This window comes from Rhodococcus sp. Leaf247 (assembly GCF_001426185.1).
GTDB lineage: Bacteria > Actinomycetota > Actinomycetes > Mycobacteriales > Mycobacteriaceae > Rhodococcoides.
In genome coordinates, this window is sequence record NZ_LMRP01000001.1 from 1,267,704 (window position 1) to 1,285,987 (window position 18,284).

At 62.8% G+C, this 18,284-nt stretch carries 14 protein-coding genes; 6 read left to right on the forward strand and 8 right to left on the reverse strand.

What is annotated here, in order from left to right; translation table 11 throughout:
- The first annotated feature begins 20 nt into the window (after window positions 1–20).
- Complete coding sequence (locus tag ASG64_RS06060; RefSeq protein ID WP_156388266.1) at window positions 21–1,970, forward strand: DUF4209 domain-containing protein; 1,950 nt, start codon at window positions 21–23, stop codon at window positions 1,968–1,970.
- A gap of 1,810 nt (window positions 1,971–3,780) precedes the next feature.
- Here the strand turns inward: ASG64_RS06060 and ASG64_RS06070 are convergent.
- Window positions 3,781–4,347, reverse strand: coding sequence for a TetR/AcrR family transcriptional regulator (locus ASG64_RS06070; protein ID WP_056071013.1), 567 nt, complete (start codon window positions 4,345–4,347; stop codon window positions 3,781–3,783).
- Window positions 4,347–4,931: a sugar O-acetyltransferase gene (locus tag ASG64_RS06075; RefSeq protein ID WP_056071016.1), complete on the reverse strand. Its 585-nt coding sequence runs from the start codon at window positions 4,929–4,931 to the stop codon at window positions 4,347–4,349. Before ASG64_RS06075 ends, ASG64_RS06070 begins: the two co-directional genes overlap by 1 nt.
- Before the next feature lie 131 nt (window positions 4,932–5,062).
- Here ASG64_RS06075 and ASG64_RS06080 point away from each other — a divergent pair, with 131 nt between their 5' ends.
- Window positions 5,063–5,650, forward strand: coding sequence for a DUF1349 domain-containing protein (locus ASG64_RS06080; RefSeq protein ID WP_056072790.1), 588 nt, complete (start codon window positions 5,063–5,065; stop codon window positions 5,648–5,650).
- Between the two features lie 429 nt (window positions 5,651–6,079).
- On the opposite strand, the gene ASG64_RS06085 is transcribed toward ASG64_RS06080, so the two are convergent.
- Complete coding sequence (locus ASG64_RS06085) at window positions 6,080–7,276, reverse strand: hypothetical protein (RefSeq protein ID WP_056071019.1); 1,197 nt, start codon at window positions 7,274–7,276, stop codon at window positions 6,080–6,082.
- Between the two features lie 211 nt (window positions 7,277–7,487).
- On the reverse strand, window positions 7,488–8,567 hold the full coding sequence (locus tag ASG64_RS06090; RefSeq protein WP_056072791.1) for a HoxN/HupN/NixA family nickel/cobalt transporter: 1,080 nt from the start codon (window positions 8,565–8,567) through the stop codon (window positions 7,488–7,490).
- 647 nt (window positions 8,568–9,214) lie between these two features.
- Between ASG64_RS06090 and ASG64_RS21480 the strand changes: the two genes are divergently transcribed.
- Complete coding sequence (locus ASG64_RS21480; RefSeq protein WP_156388267.1) at window positions 9,215–9,361, forward strand: hypothetical protein; 147 nt, start codon at window positions 9,215–9,217, stop codon at window positions 9,359–9,361.
- A 222-nt stretch (window positions 9,362–9,583) separates the two neighbouring features.
- On the opposite strand, the gene ASG64_RS06105 is transcribed toward ASG64_RS21480, so the two are convergent.
- The 3 genes from ASG64_RS06105 to ASG64_RS21485 all read right to left on the reverse strand — a co-directional run bounded on the left by ASG64_RS06105 (window position 9,584) and on the right by ASG64_RS21485 (window position 10,804).
- Window positions 9,584–9,769 carry a hypothetical protein gene (locus ASG64_RS06105; RefSeq protein ID WP_056071030.1) on the reverse strand — a complete coding sequence of 62 codons (186 nt, stop codon included), beginning with the start codon at window positions 9,767–9,769 and terminating at the stop codon, window positions 9,584–9,586.
- A gap of 127 nt (window positions 9,770–9,896) precedes the next feature.
- Entirely contained in the window at window positions 9,897–10,529 is a 633-nt protein-coding gene (locus tag ASG64_RS06110; protein ID WP_056071032.1) for a DJ-1/PfpI family protein, read from the reverse strand.
- Window positions 10,530–10,633: 104 nt separating this feature from the next.
- Complete coding sequence (locus tag ASG64_RS21485; RefSeq protein WP_156388268.1) at window positions 10,634–10,804, reverse strand: hypothetical protein; 171 nt, start codon at window positions 10,802–10,804, stop codon at window positions 10,634–10,636.
- A gap of 1,041 nt (window positions 10,805–11,845) precedes the next feature.
- On the opposite strand from ASG64_RS21485, the gene ASG64_RS06115 reads away from it, so the two are divergent.
- A complete protein-coding gene (locus ASG64_RS06115) occupies window positions 11,846–12,352 on the forward strand; it encodes a gamma carbonic anhydrase family protein (RefSeq protein ID WP_235579680.1) in 507 nt (168 codons plus the stop codon).
- A gap of 95 nt (window positions 12,353–12,447) precedes the next feature.
- Here the strand turns inward: ASG64_RS06115 and ASG64_RS06120 are convergent, their stop codons facing one another.
- Window positions 12,448–13,839, reverse strand: coding sequence for a helix-turn-helix domain-containing protein (locus ASG64_RS06120; protein WP_082518122.1), 1,392 nt, complete (start codon window positions 13,837–13,839; stop codon window positions 12,448–12,450).
- A gap of 69 nt (window positions 13,840–13,908) precedes the next feature.
- On the opposite strand from ASG64_RS06120, the gene ASG64_RS06125 reads away from it, so the two are divergent.
- Window positions 13,909–17,316, forward strand: coding sequence for a pyruvate carboxylase (locus ASG64_RS06125; RefSeq protein WP_056071041.1), 3,408 nt, complete (start codon window positions 13,909–13,911; stop codon window positions 17,314–17,316).
- Between the two features lie 156 nt (window positions 17,317–17,472).
- Window positions 17,473–18,231: a GntR family transcriptional regulator gene (locus tag ASG64_RS06130; protein WP_082518341.1), complete on the forward strand. Its 759-nt coding sequence runs from the start codon at window positions 17,473–17,475 to the stop codon at window positions 18,229–18,231.
- The last annotated feature ends 53 nt before the right edge of the window (window positions 18,232–18,284 follow it).

The following is an 18,284-nucleotide window of genomic DNA, read 5'->3' on the forward strand; positions in this document are numbered from 1 at the left end:
TGCGAACCGGAGGATTGGACATGGATACGATGAGCGACGCAATCGACCCGTCGTGGTGGGAGAACGCGCTGGCGGCGGCATCGGTTAATGACCGCTATGAGCCGCCAGAGTTGTTGTCGACGCATCTAGAGCGGGCGGCTGCCGATCCGTCTGTCACGGGTCTTCACGAACTGGCGCTGCAAGTGTTGGCGATGGCGTCGTCGGCGATGTTGAACCCCGAGGACTGGTTAGAGCCGTTCACACCCGCGATGCAGTTCCATGGCAAGCGGACGGTAGTACCGGCAGACTTGGATGCTGACCAAATGACACTGCTGGCGCGTATCGCTCCGCTGGTCGAACGTGAAGATCTGCGGGCTCGAGTCGCTGATGTCGCCTGGGTCTACGGGGACCGGTCGGACGTCGCGATGTTGGACCGAGCCATCGACGCCTACCGGGCAACGCCCCTGACGGGTGATGTGTGGTTCAGCGTTGGGAAGGACGCGTGGGTCCGGGCCCTTGCGCTCGCGGCGCGGCGCGGCGCGGACGGCCAGGCCCGGACGCAGGACATGTCGGACGCACTGAAGGCTCAGGTCTTGGCCGGGCAGGTTACGGACAACTTTAGAACAGTGGAGTTCGCTGAAACCTTGCGCAAGCACGGTCGTGTCGATGCGTCCGGGCGAGCTGAGGTGAGCGAAGCGCTGTTCGCGCTCGCAGCAAGAGCGTCGTCGATATCACCGCGCCTGTCACGTCACCTCGAGCGTGAGGCACTCGCATGGCTCGGCGGTTCCAACGAAGCGGCGGCCAATGCGGCGACCGAGCGCGTTGCGCGAACATACATCGCTGAAGCCGATGCCCGCATTGAGGCGGACCCGGAGGCAGGCGCGCTTGTCGAAGGCCATTTCCTAGAGAAGGCCATCGCAGTGCTCCGAACCATCCCTCGCTCTCACCGGCTTGAGAACGGACTCGACGACCTCGTTGATAACCTCCGCTTCCGGCTGCGGGAGAGTCGGGAGTCGTCGATGGAGCAGATGATGCATATCCAGTCGGACCCAGTCGATCTGACTGAGGCCGTTTCTTACGCTCGGTCCCACGTTTCGGGCTACGCGGACAAGTTCGACGCGCTTGCTGCATTCGCGACGCTCGCACCGCCGCTAGATGAAGCCAGTACGCGCAAAAACGCCGAGAAGATGCTGGAGGGCACCATCAGCCACATCTTCGGATCATCTACGTTCTCGTCTGACTTCCGAAAGGTCGCATCGAGGCCGGGGTGTTCGGGTCAGGCCGATGAGGACACGGTTTGGGACGAGATGGCCCGCACGGTCTTCTTTCACTCCCAGTTGCTCGGGAAGGGCATAATTCAACCCGCACAGAACATCCTGACTACTGAGCATCGGTTCAGCCGGCAGTACATGGTGTCGTTGTGCAAGGAATCGCCGGCAGTGCCCGAGGGTCATGAGACGTTGTGGGGTAACGGCCTGGTTCTGGGCATGGGCGGCAACTACGGCGCTGCGGTCTCTGTTCTGGTCCCACAGTTGGAGCAGGTCGTGCGGGTCATGTTGAAGCGGCACGACGTGCACACGGTGTTCGTCGATGAGCACGGCGTGGAGAGCGAGAAGAGCTTGAACGCCCTTCTCGACATGACCGAGACCAGCAACGTCTTCGGTGAAGGGATCGTCATGGAGATGAAGGCGATGCTGATCGTCCAAGGTGGTCCGAACCTCCGCAACGACATCGCGCACGGCCTTCTCGATGACAACTCTGCGTGGAGCTACTCGGCGCTCTACATGTGGTGGTTCTGCCTTCGGCTGGTGACGTGGCCGGTCATCAAGATGATGGACCATGCTCGGACGCAAGGAGCAGAGTCGGATGAAGGCACAATGGCAACCGGCGAAACGGACATTAAACCGGCGACGCAGACCGCAGCCGAAACGGACACGGACACGGACACGGACACGGAAAGTTTTGCGGAGGACCAGCCGCGCGAGATATAAATCGGTTCAGGCGAAAGGTGGTCGAGTCGCCTGGGTGCCGAAACACCCACGTCGGCACCAGCGGGACGCGGATTGCGACCCGATGACGTCCCAATGTCGTTCGGGCAGCACCACTGCAGACCCTTGCTCGCTTCTGAAACGGCGCGAACCTGAACGAGTCCGGGCGTTGTCAATAGCGGTCGATTTCGGGTCACCGCTTTGAGACAACGAGCTGGGGCAAACGGCCGAGCGCAGACGTCGCGCCGCGCACATGGTCAGCGGCGCGGTCGACAAGGTCGGAGGCGGGTTGGGCGTTGCCCGCCTCCGAACTGCAGGCGAATCGTATCCGGGGGTCGTCGACCATTACCGCGGCATTCCACGCTATGCGGGGTCGCGGAAACAGAGTCGAGGCACTCTGTCAACGCCGCAGGGAACTCGGCGGGCCGACCAGTCTGGCCGAACTCACCTCTAAGGAACCCCTGATATCCGCCGGGGAAGACGATTGTGTCCTGGTCCATTGGCTGGGCGACTGCAGGGACTGCGCGAACGGCCGTCTCGCCGTCCACTGGCCCCACCGGACTCCTCGCCGACCGCGGCGACAGTCTGAGTCGACGATGCCTTGAAGCGCTCCGTGTCGGGCGCACAGTCGACGCCTAGGCCACCCATGTTCGACATCAGCGGATCGGTACGAGAACCGTCGTCCTCAGCAGGAAGTCCGAATTGCGCCGGGTCCGACGCCGACCCGGCGAGGTACGCATCGTCGACCGGTCCGCGGTGCACCCTAGGCGAATGAACTCGGCCACGTCCCCGCCGCGGGACTCCACCATGTGCGCGCACGCGGTGGAGTCGTGCTCGCGGTCAGCGAGTGCACCACCGGCGACTCATGGGCGACGAGACCTCGGATCGCGCCCGGCCGGCGTTCGACGCAGACGAGGGCGTTGACCGCGCCGCTGCCGGACGCGAACACCTGCAATCTTCATTCGAACGCCGAGCGCGCTGCGGTCCGCCCACGTCCGAGCCACCGGCGAGAAAATCTGTAGCTAGTGGTTTTCGTCCACAGAAGTCCGCGGAGGCCCTCGTTCTGCCGTGGTCTCGATTGCGCAGAAGTCCACCCACAGCCACGTACGTCCACCCGAGTCCATCGGACGAGTTGCGGATGACTTGTGACAACTCGTGACATCGAGCCCATATGCGAAGCATTTCGCAGGTGACCGGACGCCCTTGGACCGTGGCGGACCTGCATGGACGTACCGGGAAAAGTCGTGAAACGAGAGGCCGGATCGAGCTATTTCGAAGCATTTATGCTGGTCAGAGGCATATCGAGAGCCTCCTTTCGGGATTGAACCGAAGACCGCTCGCTTACAAGGCTTCGACGACCCGATCAGGTGGATTCACGAATACCGTCCTGGGCTGCGCATTCGTTCAGCGGCGTCCGCCTCGGTCCACCTCCGTCCGTCCCCACTTGTGAAACTCCCGTGACACCGAGAACCTCTCACGTTGATCTCATGGAATCTGAATCACATTGCTCAACAGCGTATCTCGGTCGGCACAGGAACAGCGCAGGCAGACCTTCCATATGACGGTTCCGGCAGGGTGCGCCACCGAGCCAGGGGCCCGTTTGCAGCGCGGCTCACCATCTGGTGAACGCCGAGTCCGACACTGAGCGTGCCCCATCATTGCGGTCTGGTTGTATCCGCCGCCCGAAACCGCGATGACGTCGAGAATTGCCGTCGCGCCAAAACCGACCTTCATTGAACGAACCGCCGCAACGGCCCGTGCACGGATGTCGCGGTCGTTGACGCATCCTGAGCCTTCGACGCCTGATGAGCATCTACCCCAGGATGCGTCGAACTGCCTCTGCTGTGATCGCGTCGTCGGCCGGCTCCATGTCGAGATTGCGATGGCTGGCAAGCCCTTCCACCAGTGCGTCGAGCATGTGCGCGGTGGCGGGATCGAACCATCGCTCGAACACGGCACGGCTACGCGCCATCCAGGTGTGTGTGATCTCTCGGAAAGCCGGATTGCGGGCAGCGAGGGTGTAGAGCTCGTAGGTGAGGACGAGGTCACGCTCGTTGCCGAACACCTCGTGGATGATCACATCGATGACGGCGTCGTATGCTTCGCTACGCGTGGTCGCGATCATCATGCGGCGATCGAAGCGGTCGGCCACAGTGTCGGCGAAACGCGAAAATGCCTCGTGCAGCAGGCCTTCCATGCCGGTGAAGTGATATGTCATCGACCCCAGCGGTACATCGGCGACCGCGGCGATGGTGCGGTGTGACGCCCCGGCGACACCCTTCTGCGCGATGACGTCCAGACACGCGTCGATGATCCGATCCCGACGATGCGGATCGTTGCGCCGTGACCGGGTCGCCGCGTCGGTCGGGGCGGCACCCATCAGTCGATCTGTCGGATCACGCGGGCAGGGTTCCCGGCCACGACGACGCCCGGTGCCACATCACGGGTGACCACAGCGCCGGCACCGACGACTGAATTGTCGCCGATGCTGACGCCAGGACACACGATGACGCCGCCCCCGAGCCACACGTTGTCGCCGACCGAGATAGGCAGCGCCGACTCGAATTTGGCGCGTCGCGGTTCGGGCTCGATCGGGTGAGTCGGCGTCAGGAGCTGAACGTTCGGACCGATCTGGCAGTCCTCACCGATCGTGATGCGGGCGACATCGAGCGCCGTGAGGTTGTAGTTGACGAAGGTTCTGGCACCGATGTGAATGTTCTCGCCGTAGTCGACGTACAGCGGAGGCTTCACCAGCGCGCCTTCGCCCAGGCTGCCGAGAAGCTCGTCGAGAACCTCTCGGGCTGCGACCAGGCCGTGGCTCGCAGCGTCTCGATAGGCGTCGGCAAGGCGTAGGGCGCGTTGTGCGAGCGCAGCGTTGTCCGCGTCGTCGTCGATGTAGAAGTCGCCGGCCAGCATGCGCTCGCGGTTGCTCCGCCCGTCGGCCGCATAGCTGTCCGTTCCCATGTGTACGATCGTACACTCAGCCCGCCTGCACCTCATCGGCGACGGGGCAGAACAGCCCCCGCTTGATCACGAACGGTGCGGCTCATACCTAAATGCCGCGCAGCGCACCGTTTTTCCTCGGAAAGGACGTCATGCCTCACACGATTCCCTGGACCGCGGGGACCTGGACCAACGAACCCGTCCACGTCGCATACGACGACGGGATGCGTGTCACCGCACACGAGGGCAGCGACGCATGGCGCCTCACCTCCTACGGTTTCATCCACGCGTCGGAACATGCTCTACTGGCACCCCTGCCCCCGGAGACCGCGGTCGAAGTGCAGTTCCGCCTCGACTTCATCCGCCAGTTCGACCAGGCCGGCATCTTCGTCAAGGTCGACGACACGTCGTGGACCAAAGCCGGCGTCGAGGTCAGCGACGGAGAGAGCAGCGTGGGAGCGGTGGTGACCCGAGGCACCTCCGACTGGTCGTTACGACCGGTGGACGACTGGACCGGGCACCTGGTGACAGTCCGCGGCAGCCGGTCCGGCAACGCGCTCACCGTGCGTGCCCGTGTCGAGGACGACCCCTGGCAACTCGTTCGAGTCGCACCCCTGGATCCGGACGCCGACGTGACGGCTGGCCCCTACTGCTGCGCACCGACACACGCCGACCTCACCGTCCACTTCACAGCGTGGCGCAGCGTCCCAGCCGACGTCGCTCTACATCCGAAACCGTGAGCCTGGTTGCTCATGCGAGATGTCTCAGCGGCGCCAGCGCTACTGTCATGCTCTCGCCGTGACCGAACCACCCACGCTTACCTCTTCACCACAGTTCTCGTCGGCCAGTCCCTGACAATAGGTGCATCTTCCTGAGCATGAAGCCGCGCATGCAGGGCACAAGCGTGGGCCATGGAGAACAATCAGTCAGCGACCATCAAACTGCTGCGCGGCAGCCGATTCCTACGCATCATGACCAACACACCGTGCTCCGTGGCCACCGTCGATCATGGACGAATTTCCCATGACGAGCACCGGCAAAATCCTCGAACGCCAGTTCGCTCGCACCCCATAGCTCGGAAGTTTCTATAGTCGCGTGAAAGTCTCGGGCCTGTGCGAGTATTGCCGCCCGGTGCGAGGCCCGTACCGTGGGTCACCGTTCGCATGTCACTAATGGGAAATGGTGTCGCCGAGGGGTCGACCGTCTTCGACAGCACCACTCGGGTCACTGTGTGGACGCAGTTTCGAGAGACCGAGACTCTCGAAACACAGCACGTACACGAGCGCCCACAACACCCACCAGTCAACCCACCCGAGTGCATTGCCGTTCATGCGGGACGTGATCGCTGGTTCGTGGAGAACGGCCGAGGCGGCGAAGAAGTAGTACGAGACGAAGGTCGTAGTTCCCAGAACGAAGGTGATCAGAACTCGCACCACGACGTTTCGAGCGGCGGAACCTGCCGTAGGTGAATTCCCGAAGCAATTGGCCCACACGATCATCCAGAACACCCAGCAGACTCCGATCTGCGCTGAGAAGATCGGGAGAGTGGCGCCCAGTTCGGCCACATCATCGGGACCGAGAACGAGGTGCGCCAGAGCTTGAAGCCCGAAGTACAGGACGATACCCACGACGGTGTTGCCGGCCGTCGCCACCAGGGCGACACGAGTGGGCGACCCGGCCGCCCGCCAGGGCCAGTTCTGGGCCAGAAGTCCGGTCATGACGATCGAGACGACGATGCTGTAGAAGACACCGATGGCAGTGTTCGTGTCCATGAGGGCCGATCCCTCCCGAGTCCAGGTAGCCAGACTCGGCAATCCGAATACGAGATAGAGCGCCGTGGTGGGGACGATAAGGACGATGATCTGCGCTGCGCCCAACCACGGTTGCGTCAGTCCGGTCAGCGAACTGGGCCAGTGATTCCAATTGACCACGCTCATGACGTAGACGACGAAGGCGAACAGTACCCACAGCGCTCCCGTGAAGTAGCCGAGGTCGCCCTCACGCTCAGCGGCGAACGACACGTCGACGCTGCCCCACAGGTGCGCGAGCCCGTAGGTCATCACGGCGGCGAAGACCGCCGCCACCGCTACGATCACGAGACCTTTCACGGGTTGCCGGAACTTGGCGAAGGCCGCGAACTCTTGATTGAAGCCCATGCCCACCACCGCGATGATGCCCCAGAAGAGCAGCGCTGTGTAAGGCTCGGGGTAGCTGCGAAGCGGACTCCACTCGGGATCCACGAGCAGGTACCACAGGGCCAGTGCGAGAACCGTCACGACAACGACGTTGGCGAGGCCGAACACCATCCACGAGGAGCGCTTGTTCTGCACAGGTTCCGAGGCCGGTCTGACCGTGGGCGCGGTCATGCTCGGCCCCCCGGCTCGGATGCGCGTGCTGCGGACCCGTCGCTACGGGCCCTGCGGAGTGATTCCGGAGAGTGCTTGCTGACGTTCATGGGGTCACCTGTTCTCGGGTTCGCTCGGTGCCGCAACGACGGTGTCGTCACGGTGGGGAGTTTCGAATGCCTGCTAGCGCAGGCGATGCCTCGCAGATAGAGGTCGCGGTGCTCCGCTGGAGCTATCCGCCCGCGGGCTCGCAGACCACGGGTGAGTCCTCTCGCACTCGCGAGTACACGAGGGCAGCGATCCACGTCGCCGCGAACAGGCCGACGACGATGTATCCGAGCAGCTCGAACTGCTCCGACAGGGAACCGATCGGTGCAAGCCAGCGGAAGCCGGGGACGGTACTCATCAAGGCGCACAGGTAGATCAGCGCGACGGCGAATCCGATGGTGACCGTCACCGCGGTGGTGGCGGTGTTGAAGTACAGGCGCCGCTGAGGCTTGCTGTAGGACCAGGAGTATGCGCGCGTCATGAACAGCGAGTCGGCGGTGTCGAATGTGCTCATACCGGCGGCGAAGAGGAGCGGCAGGCTCAGCAACCCGATCATGGTCAACGTGCCCGCCGTAGCAGCTGATGCGGTCAGCGCCAGCAGTGTCACCTCCGACGCCGTCTCGAGACCCAAGCCCATCAGCAGGCCGACCGGGTACATGTGCCACGAGGATCGAATCAGTCCGCGCAGACGCGATCCCAACAGGCGGGCGAACAGTCCTCGATCGGCGAGACTGCGCTCGATGTCGTCCGTGACGTCCTGCCCCGCGCGGAGCCTGCGCGTGAGGCCGATCAGGTTGCGTAGGACTACTGAGTTCAGGCTGGCAACAAGGAGGAGGAAGAGAATTGCGATGACTGTCGCAACCAGTCCCCCCACTTCCTGGATGCCGGCGAACTCGGACTCGCTGAGCGACTTGGCGCCGACCGCGACGACGACCGCCAGCACGAACACGACAGTGGAATGGCCCATGGCGAAAAAGAATCCGACACCTACGGGACGACGTCCCCGGACCAGCATCACCCGAGTGGTGTCGTCGATGGCGGCGATGTGGTCGGCGTCGAATGCGTGTCTCACCCCGAGCATGTACGCCAGCACCCCGGCACCGGCCAGGCCGCCGGCAGCGGCGACGCTCCCGGCGTAGATCTGGTACGCCGCGATACCGAGAATGTGGACTGCAAGGATGGCGGCGACGATGGTCGCGAGCCGGCGGCGTTCCGCACTTGTCCACGCACCTGCCGGAGGCACAGCAGTAAGAATGGTGGTCACATCGTCATCCTCTCCTGAGGGCAGGACACAGAGAGACAGCATGGGCGGATACTTCTGCAGAATTCATATCGACGGCGTAGCATTTCGTCTCCTCAGAATTGGCGTCGGTCGCGGTACCGCGCGTGCGATGGCTGACCCCTGACGAACATCGACCGGGCGCCTACAGACGGCGGTCGACTGGTCACTCCGATGGACACAAGGTCCGATGCACCTTCGCTGAATCGTCTCGCGACTCGATGTTGCTTGGTGTTCGAGTAGAAGTGGAAACGGAACAGGTCGCATCCGGACTGAACACGCGCCGGATACGCGTCGGTCATATGCAGGGCTGACCGTGGACCGCTCGAGTCGTCGGAGTGCGCGGCGTGCGTCGTCTGCCCCCTGCGGGACCAAAGCGGCCTCGATCCATGTGCTGGATCAGCGGTGCTGGGCGAAATCGGCCCGAGTCGACACACGAAAACCGTTCGGGTGCTTTCGTCGGAGGTGAACTCACAGGTGACATGACGATCGCGGGTCAGGCACGCCGGCTCCGTTGCTTCGGAGTACGCGTTCTCGTCACGGTCAGTCACTACCTGCGCTCCTTCGTGGTGTGGACGGAAACGTACCGGAAACTGTTTTCGCACGAAAACGTTTTGGAGAAATCGGCCTCGATGAAGTTGGCGCGTAGCGTCGACTTCCAACCCGACGGACGTCCCGCGACGGTGCTGATCGTGTCGGCGCCCCCGGTGCGGGCATCGACGGCTGCTACCCCCGCGCGACTCGCCGTCGACGACTTATCCGACCGGCCGATGACCTAGGAAAGTATGAACGCGAGCGTTGTCGAGTCCGGCCTCTTGCGCTGCTCGCACCCGACAACTAGCGTCCCCGGCCACAGACTCCCTCAGTATCGTTACTCGGTCACGAGACAGAACCTGAGCTGCACGCTCGTAGCGGGCGGCTCAGGTCTTTTCGTGTCCAGTACGGGAGAACGACAAGGAACTAACAGGTCAAATCATCGGCTCGCACAGTCACACCGTCGACTACGCTGAGCGAGTCGCGTTCGGGGTGTCCATTCGAGCCACGATGCAGCGCAGCTCGTGGAAGTACGAATCGACGGTCAGACCGAACTCCGCGGGTATGAACTCGAGCCCGCCTTCGTCGTAGTGCGCCCACTGCTCAGCGAATTCGACGAGTCGAAGCGCGAAAGTGTTGCGCGGCTCATCCATGTGCTTACCTAGGCCATCGTGCTGCTTCGTCCGGTGGCACGCCCTTTTCCGCACCAGAATGTGAGCCTCCCCCGGGTTCATTGTCCGACAGACTCAGGGGAGGGCTGTCACTCTCGAAGAGGAGGCGTCATTCCTGCCCGAGGAGTTGCCTCTTCGCGCGCTCCACTACAGAAGTGGAGGCTTTTGCTTCCGAACCGGAGTCGAATGGGGGCTGCGGGTCGTACTCGATAATCAGTTGCAGCGCCTGCGCGCCCTCGGTTCCCACGATCTCGCTTGCCAGGGTCAGTGCGGCATCGATACCGGCGGAGACGCCGGCTCCGATCAAGTACTTGCCGTCGATTATTACGCGTTCTTGTGTAGGAATTGCGCCGTACTCGCGCAACTCGTCCATCTGGAGCCAGTAGGTCGTTGCTCGACGGCCTTCGAGGAGACCCGCAGCCGCCAGAATCAAAGAGCCTGTACACACCGACATGGTCCAGGTGGTGGTCTTGTCCACATGCCGCAGCCACTGATGCAGAGGCCCGTCCTTCATCTGATCCAGCTGTCCGGGGCCCCCGCCTATGACCACCACGTCTGGCGAAGTCGTGTCGTCGAAACTCGCGACAGCTTTGATGGACAGGCTCTGCTGGTCATTCAACACTAGGCCCGGACTTTCGGCTACGAAGACCACCTCGACTCCCGGCAGCCTTCCCAGCACTTCGTAAGGACCGACTACGTCCAACGAAGTGAATCCGGGGTAGAGAACAATTGCGATTTGCATTGGGCCTCCTTGTTATTGTTTTTGACCATCAGCGCACTTTTTTCAGGGAATCCAATTCCGCGGCGGAAACAGAATTTCTTGGGCGATTGTCAGCGCGTTCTCATTCACGAGATACCGTGGTTCAGCCTGTGTGCGTAGCCGAGCAGGGCGGGGTCCAAGGCGTCAATACGTGCGAAAACCGCTTCGGTGACCTCGACAAGACGAAACTGGCGTCTGTGAACCACGTCTGCTACCTCGGTGAGGTCGAGATATGCGACCTCCTCGTAGTCGATCACTGTGCGCTACTCCGTGGGATGGATCCTAGTTTAACCGTAACTGCTTTCGTGTGAAAACGTTATGGAGAATATTCCCGAGGCGTAGGTATCGGTGTTCACAAGTACGCGTCAGCCGTACCGCCGTCGCACTCGTCTCGCATTCGACATCCATCCTCGTGCGCCCGACACTGCGCAGACCGTGTTGAGCGGCATGAATACGTGACCGTCGCCTACGACTGGGCGTTCGCACGGGTCCGCAAGGTCACAACAGTTCCACCACCACCGTGCTATCCGTAGCAGTGGCGCTGGTCATCGGAACCATAGAGGTGGTCTCGGTCCTGCACGACAATTTCGGGCTGGTCGACCCGGTCACCATCCCGATCGGCTCCCTCAACCTCGATCACGTCGGCCTCGGGGTCGCCGCCATGTTGGTGATCGTCTGGGCCCGCGCAGTCGGGTACTGGAGACCACCAAGGTCGAACAGCGTTACGCGGCGCTCTCCTGACACTGCACCCGATCCACGGATCGGCCGACTTAACCAGGTGCCAGCGCACCGATGACACTGTCCATTGCCACTCATCTAAAGATAACCCGGTGAAGCCCTCGCTCCGCCGTCCAGTTGGACGGGATTTCAACAGTCCGCACGCCTCAGACGGGGAACCATCGGATCCATTCAGCGACCTCATGGCGAACATGTCGGGTTCAGCCTTGAACGCTTCGTCGAAATCGGCTCGGGTCCACAGCCTGGTGACAAGCTCCTGGCCAGTTTCCGACCGCGGTGACCTCAGCTCGACGATGTACGCGTACGGCAAACGGGGCCATCGAGCTGAGCAACGCCTTCACAAGGCGCGAGGAAACATCTCCCCGCCTGGATTCTCAACGCAACGGACAGAGTAGATCGCAAGACCGCGATGTGGTCCCCTATCGGCGCACGCCCCGGATTTCCAGTATCGAACATTCCGTGTTCTCCGCGACCATCATGCTATACCGTACGTCGTGAAATGTATCCTGGATCCATGGAGGGCGATCGTGATCGTTGCTTTGAGTGATGGACGGAATCCTGTGGTTCCCGCTAGTACGTGGGTGGCCCCGAATGCCACCGTCGTCGGCTCGGTGACGCTCGGCCAGAATGTCGGGGTCTGGTACTCGGCCGTGATTCGCGCGGACAGTGAGACGGTATCCGTCGGAGACGACACCAACATTCAAGACGGCTGCGTTGTCCACGCGGATCCGGGATGGCCAGCAAGGATCGGCTCGAACGTCTCGGTGGGGCACAACGCGACTCTGCACGGCTGCATCATCGGAGACAACGTCCTGGTCGGCATGGGCGCGACCGTCATGAACGGCGCATCGGTAGGCAACGACTGCCTGGTCGCAGCGGGTGCTCTGATCACAGAGAACACAGTCGTACCGGACGGGTCCTTGATCGCGGGCGTACCCGCCAAAGTCCGCAGAGCGTTGTCCACCGGCGAGATCGGTGCGGTACGTGCGAACGCCGAGGGGTATGTGCCACGACGCCTGGAGCACGAAAAAGCGCTTACTCACGCGCGCGAAACGACGACCACATAAGACTCGGCTGCGTCGTGCCGTCAGAAACCCGGTCGCGGCAGCGTGGATCCGGGGTGGCGGAAGTTGCGTCTTGCGCCCGCTGCCCGGAATCAGGCTCAGGGGGATGACCTGCTGACGTCGAGCATCCGCAACGAGGCGTGCAGAAGCAGACGGTTTTCACCGTCCTCGAGATCCATCTGCAGTGCCTCCCTGATGCGATCCATTCGGTAATAAAGCGTGGTCCGGTGTATGTGGAGGTGCTCGGCCGCCCGTGGACCCGAGCCACTGGAGTCGAGATATGCGAGCAGCGTTTCTCGCATCCACGAGGGTTGCCCCGGGTCGACAAGTGCTTCCAGGGCGGCGGGAAGAATCAGGGGCTCATTGACTGCCGGGCTCTGCAAGAGTACGGAGTACGCCCCGAGTTCACTCCAGGCAACGATCGGCCCGAACCGTCGACTACGGGTGGCGGCATCTGCAGCGATCGCCGCCTGACGGTATGACCGCCAAGCGTCCGACAGCCCGTCGGCCGAATCCCCGACGCCCACAACGCACGTTCTGTCCCCACCGAGGAGGGCATCCGCAACACTCAACATCGCCTCGACGCTGTGTTGCGCCGGACCGGCACGCCCCGCGAACGGCACCTTCTCGATCACTCGTGCACCGTCATCGGACGTGGAAAATACGTAATGTTGCGGCGCGATCCCCGGGCGAGTGCCCAGGGCAGCGCGCAGGGCGCGGCGAGGTGCTTCGCTGCCGGCGCTCGACGAGACGACGCGGATCGCGAAACATCTCACCTCGCTACCGTCGGTCAACCAAGGAACGCCAGCCATGCAGGCAATCGCAGTACGTCTGACGTCCTCTGACACGTCGAGGATGTCGTCCAGATCGACCTCCAGCGACGAAGTCTCCTGATTGTCTTCGGACTCCGCGTACAGAGCTGCGCCAATCTGCCCAGCGGCCGCCTCTATGAGGCCCTTCTCAGATCTGGTCAGGGTCTGCTGTGCGTCGATGACCACCATGAGCCCGATCAGGTGGCCTGCATGCCGAACCGGTACGCACCAACGCGACTCCATGCCGACGTCCAATTTCGGAGGCAGTCTGGTCGGGCCAGTCCACACTCGCGCACCCTGACTCAGTATGTGCTGCAGAGCGTCAGGGCCGATTTGTCGCTGAAGGACGGATCGAACGCGCTGCCCGTCCTCATCACCGTAATGCCGGCTTGCGTAGAGCAGTCGTAGCTGCGTGTCGTCGACGACCACTGCGCGACGCAGGGTCTCCGCGATCTCGTCCACCAGCGCTTGAACACGGTCTAGTGACATGTGCCCGGAATCTGCCTCCCTCCAGCGTTCATTCTGGTCGTATGCGCCACACGCCGCGGCGCAACCGGGTTCCATGTTCCATTTCGTGACGCTTGCCTCGGACTCTACGAGCTTGCATGACCCCGTCGACAGCTTTTCGGATACTGGATCCACCGAGTGATGTAGTTTACAGTCGGTTGCCTGGCGCATCGCCGGTCGTCCCCTTCAGCGCGCTGCTCGATTCACGCGTCTTGCCCCCTTCATCTTCGAGGTAGGTACATGTTCTCCAAAGTGTTGGTCGCCAACCGCGGTGAAATCGCGATCCGTGCATTCCGCGCTGCATACGAGCTGGGTGTCGACACTGTCGCGGTGTACCCGGTCGAAGACCGCAACTCGCTGCATCGGACCAAAGCCGATGAAGCCTACGAGATCGGGGAAGCCGGTCACCCGGTCCGCAACTACCTCTCTGTGGACACGATCGTGAACACTGCGATCCGAGCGGGTGCCGACGCGATCTATCCCGGTTACGGCTTCCTGGCGGAGAACCCGGAACTCGCGGCCGCGTGCGCCGAGAACGGCATCACCTTCGTCGGTCCGTCGACCGAGGTGTTGCAGTTGGCAGGCAACAAAGCTCGCGCTGTCGCGGCGGCCCGCGCGGCAGGATTGCCGGTGCTGGCTTCCACCGCTCCGTCCGACGACGTCGAGACTTTGATGTCGGCGTCGCACGAGATGTCGTTCCCACTGTTCGTCAAGGCGGTGGCCGGTGGCGGTGGCCGCGGAATGCGAAGGGTCTCTGAGCCTGCTGACTTGAAGGACGCGATCGAAGCGGCGGCGAGAGAAGCTGAATCGGCGTTCGGCGACGCGACGGTATTTCTCGAGCAGGCGGTGGTGGAACCGCGGCACATCGAGGTACAGATACTCGCGGACAAGTCGGGCAGCGTCATTCACCTGTTTGAACGTGATTGCAGCGTGCAACGCCGTCACCAGAAAGTGGCCGAGATTGCACCTGCTCCAAACCTCGACCCCGACCTGCGGCAACGGATCTGTGATGACGCCGTCGCCTTTGCGAGATACATCGGATACTCGTGCGCCGGCACCGTCGAGTTTCTGGTCGACAGGGACGGCCGGCATGTGTTCATCGAGATGAATCCCCGCGTCCAGGTCGAACACACGGTCACAGAAGAAGTCACCGACGTCGACATCGTGCGGGCACAACTGCAGATCGCGGCAGGGGCATCACTCGACGAACTCGGTCTGCGCCAGGAGGACATCGCGACTCGCGGGTTCGCGATCCAGTGCCGCATCACTACCGAGGATCCCTCGAACGGCTTCCGACCGGACACGGGAAGGATCACCGCCTACAGAACCCCGGGCGGAGCGGGCATCCGGCTCGATGGTGGCACTACCCTCGGCGCGGAAATCTCGGCCTATTTCGACTCCCTGCTGGTGAAGGTCACCTGTCGGGGTGGTGATTTCGCCAGCGCAGTGGCTCGAACTCGTCGCGCTCTCGCGGAGTTCCGCATCCGGGGCGTCTCGACGAATCTTCCCTTCCTTCGCGGGCTGCTCGACGATCCCGATTTCGCCGCCGGTGAAGTGACGACCTCCTTCATCGAAGACCATCCCCAGCTACTGACGGCTCGCGCCTCGAACGACCGAGGCACCAAGATACTTCGCTACCTCGCGGACGTCACGGTCAACAGACCGCACGGAGACCGACCCGCCACCATCTACCCGATCGACAAGCTTCCTCACGTCGATCTGAGTGTCCAGCCTCCCAGCGGCAGCAAGCAGCGGCTCGACGAACTCGGTCCAGTCGAGTTCGCATCCCGCCTGCGCAACCAGAACGCGCTCGCAGTCACCGACACGACCTTCCGGGACGCGCACCAGTCCCTGCTGGCCACGAGAGTGAGAACCACCAGCCTGTTGGGCGTGGCAGCGCACGTCGCCCACACCACGCCCGATCTCCTGTCGGTCGAGGTCTGGGGTGGAGCAACGTACGACGTGGCACTTCGGTTCCTGCACGAGGACCCCTGGGAGCGCCTGGCACTGCTGCGCGAGAAGATCCCGAACATCTGTCTGCAGATGCTTCTTCGGGGTCGAAACACGGTGGGCTACACGCCGTACCCGGACACCGTCACCCAAGCTTTCGTCTCCGAGGCTGCCGCCACCGGGATCGACATCTTTCGCATCTTCGACGCTCTGAACAACATCGACCAGATGCGGCCGGCGATCGATGCCGTCCTCACCACGGGAACCGCCGTCGCGGAAGTGGCGATGTCGTACACCGGGGATCTGTCCGACCCGTCCGAACGCCTCTACACCCTCGACTACTACCTTCGACTGGCAGAACAGATCATCGATTCGGGCGCCCATGTTCTCGCCATCAAGGACATGGCCGGGCTACTTCGCCCACCCGCGGCGGCAACGCTGGTCACTGCCCTGCGACGTAATTTCGACGTGCCCGTACATATCCACACGCACGACACTCCTGGTGGGCAACTCGCCACCTATCTCGCCGCATGGTCAGCCGGTGCGGATGCGGTCGACGGCGCGAGCGCTCCTATGGCCGGAACCACCTCACAGCCGCCGCTGTCGGCCATCGTCGCGGCTGTCGCGAACACGTCACGTGACACAGGTATGTCCCTGTCGGCAGTGTGCGACCTCGAGCCGTACTGGGAAGCGCTCCGAAAGGTGTACGCACCGTTCGAATCCGGCCTCCCCTCCCCCACCGGACGTGTGTACACGCACGAGATACCGGGCGGGCAGCTCTCGAACCTCCGCCAACAAGCGACTTCGCTGGGTCTGTCAGACAAGTTCGAGGCCATCGAGCAGGCTTACTCCGATGCCGACCGCCTGCTCGGCCGTCTGACCAAAGTGACACCTTCGTCCAAGGTCGTCGGCGACCTGGCGCTGCACCTCGTGGGCTCGGGGGTTGCAGTACACGAATTCGCCGAGACACCTGAACGCTTCGACATTCCAGACTCGGTCATCGGGTTCCTGCGCGGAGACCTGGGAACTCCGGCAGGTGGGTGGCCGGAACCGTTCCGAACACGGGCTCTTTCGGGGCGCGGGTCGGCACGTGGGACAACAGCACTCACCGACGATGACGTGCGCACTCTAGACTCCGACTCGGCCGCGAGAAGGCAGCGCCTCAACGAGCTGCTCTTCCCCGGGCCGGCCAGAGAGCTCGCAGGCCACAGGAAGAAGTACGGGGACACGACCGCCCTGTCGGCAAACCAGTTCTTCTACGGTCTGCGTCAGGGCGAGGAACACAAAGTGCGCCTCGACGAGGGTGTGGAACTGCTCATCGGCCTGGAGGCGATCTCCGATCCCGACGAGGCGGGAATGCGCACGGTCATGTGCATTCTCAATGGTCAGCTACGACCCGTCTCGGTGCGGGACCGGTCGATCGCCACAGACTCCCCCACGGCTGAGAAGGCTGACCGCAACGACCCGTCGCACCTTGCTGTCCCGTTCTCCGGCGTGGTCACGATGTCCAAGTCGAGAGGTGACGCCGTGCAGGTCGGAGACACGATCGCCACCATAGAAGCCATGAAGATGGAGGCCACGGTCACGGCGCATCGATCCGGGCTCCTGACCCGGGTCGCCATCGGCAACGTCGCACAAGTCGACGGGGGTGACCTGTTGTGCGTCATCTCCGTCGGTAACACCACCGATCCTTCCTGAGTCGATCGGCAGCGCGACGCAGCCATCTTGAGGGCTCGGAGAGAAGAACCGAGCACAGGTAGGACGCGGATCGTGGATCCACGAGGCGTATTGTGCTCAGTGATTCGAGCTGCGTTCTGCGGCATGAGTGCGACGAGTGAAGCCAGGGTGACGGTCATGGGTGACAGGAACGATGCGACCCGCGCAACCAGTACGGGCGGCACCGGCGTGGGAACGTCCACGGTGACCGAATCAGTGCTCGGCCAGCTCCCCCCTCGCGACACGACCGCGCTCGTCCGTGGGGTGCGCGACCGACTCAGACTGGCCATCACGCTCGGTGAAATCGCTCCGGGGTCGCGGTTGAATCAGGTCAGACTCGCCAAGCAACTCGGTGTCAGTCGGATGCCTGTGCGATCAGCGATCACCGAACTGGTGTCGGAGGGATTGCTCGAACTCGCGCCGGGAGGTGGGGTCGACGTTCGCATTCTCACCGAGAAGGACGTCAAGGACGCCTACGAAATACGACTGGCTCTCGAGATCCGCGCTGTGCGGCACATCGCCGAGCACCAGCCGACGTGGGGGCTGAACAGGATCGAACAGCTAGTAGCTAAGCACCTCCCACAGATCGGCCATTACGGCCCCTCGGATCTGCTCGCAGCCGACCGCGATTTTCATATGACGATTCTCGATGCGACGGACAACCAGTACATGCGTCGTGCGATCCTCCCGGTCTGGTCGACCGTGGAGCGCGCAATGGTGCAGGTACTGCACTTCGAGGGTGTCTTTCAGAACGCCTGGGACGAGCATCTCGGTATCGCCGAGGCGATGCGAGCCGGAGATGCCGACCTGGCCGAGGACAGGATGCGCAAGCACCTCGGGACCGCCATGGTCGAACTGAGCTCGATGCTCTCAGGTGAGGCGAACTCGCTAGCGTGACTCATGCGTCGGCGACCCGCTGAGGGTCACGTTCGTACACAGTCGACCATCTG

Bases quoted from the DNA above. Each gene is read 5' to 3' on its own strand.
- ASG64_RS06120 (WP_082518122.1), bottom strand. From the start codon at position 13,839: ATGCGCCAGGCAACCGACTGTAAACTACATCACTCGGTGGATCCAGTA.
- ASG64_RS06105 (WP_056071030.1), bottom strand. From the start codon at position 9,769: ATGGATGAGCCGCGCAACACTTTCGCGCTTCGACTCGTCGAATTCGCT.
- ASG64_RS21480 (WP_156388267.1), top strand. From the start codon at position 9,215: ATGAAGTTGGCGCGTAGCGTCGACTTCCAACCCGACGGACGTCCCGCG.
- ASG64_RS06110 (WP_056071032.1), bottom strand. From the start codon at position 10,529: ATGCAAATCGCAATTGTTCTCTACCCCGGATTCACTTCGTTGGACGTA.
- ASG64_RS06125 (WP_056071041.1), top strand. From the start codon at position 13,909: ATGTTCTCCAAAGTGTTGGTCGCCAACCGCGGTGAAATCGCGATCCGT.
- ASG64_RS06075 (WP_056071016.1), bottom strand. From the start codon at position 4,931: ATGGGAACGGACAGCTATGCGGCCGACGGGCGGAGCAACCGCGAGCGC.
- ASG64_RS06060 (WP_156388266.1), top strand. From the start codon at position 21: ATGGATACGATGAGCGACGCAATCGACCCGTCGTGGTGGGAGAACGCG.
- ASG64_RS06070 (WP_056071013.1), bottom strand. From the start codon at position 4,347: ATGGGTGCCGCCCCGACCGACGCGGCGACCCGGTCACGGCGCAACGAT.
- ASG64_RS06130 (WP_082518341.1), top strand. From the start codon at position 17,473: ATGGGTGACAGGAACGATGCGACCCGCGCAACCAGTACGGGCGGCACC.
- ASG64_RS06080 (WP_056072790.1), top strand. From the start codon at position 5,063: ATGCCTCACACGATTCCCTGGACCGCGGGGACCTGGACCAACGAACCC.
- ASG64_RS06085 (WP_056071019.1), bottom strand. From the start codon at position 7,276: ATGACCGCGCCCACGGTCAGACCGGCCTCGGAACCTGTGCAGAACAAG.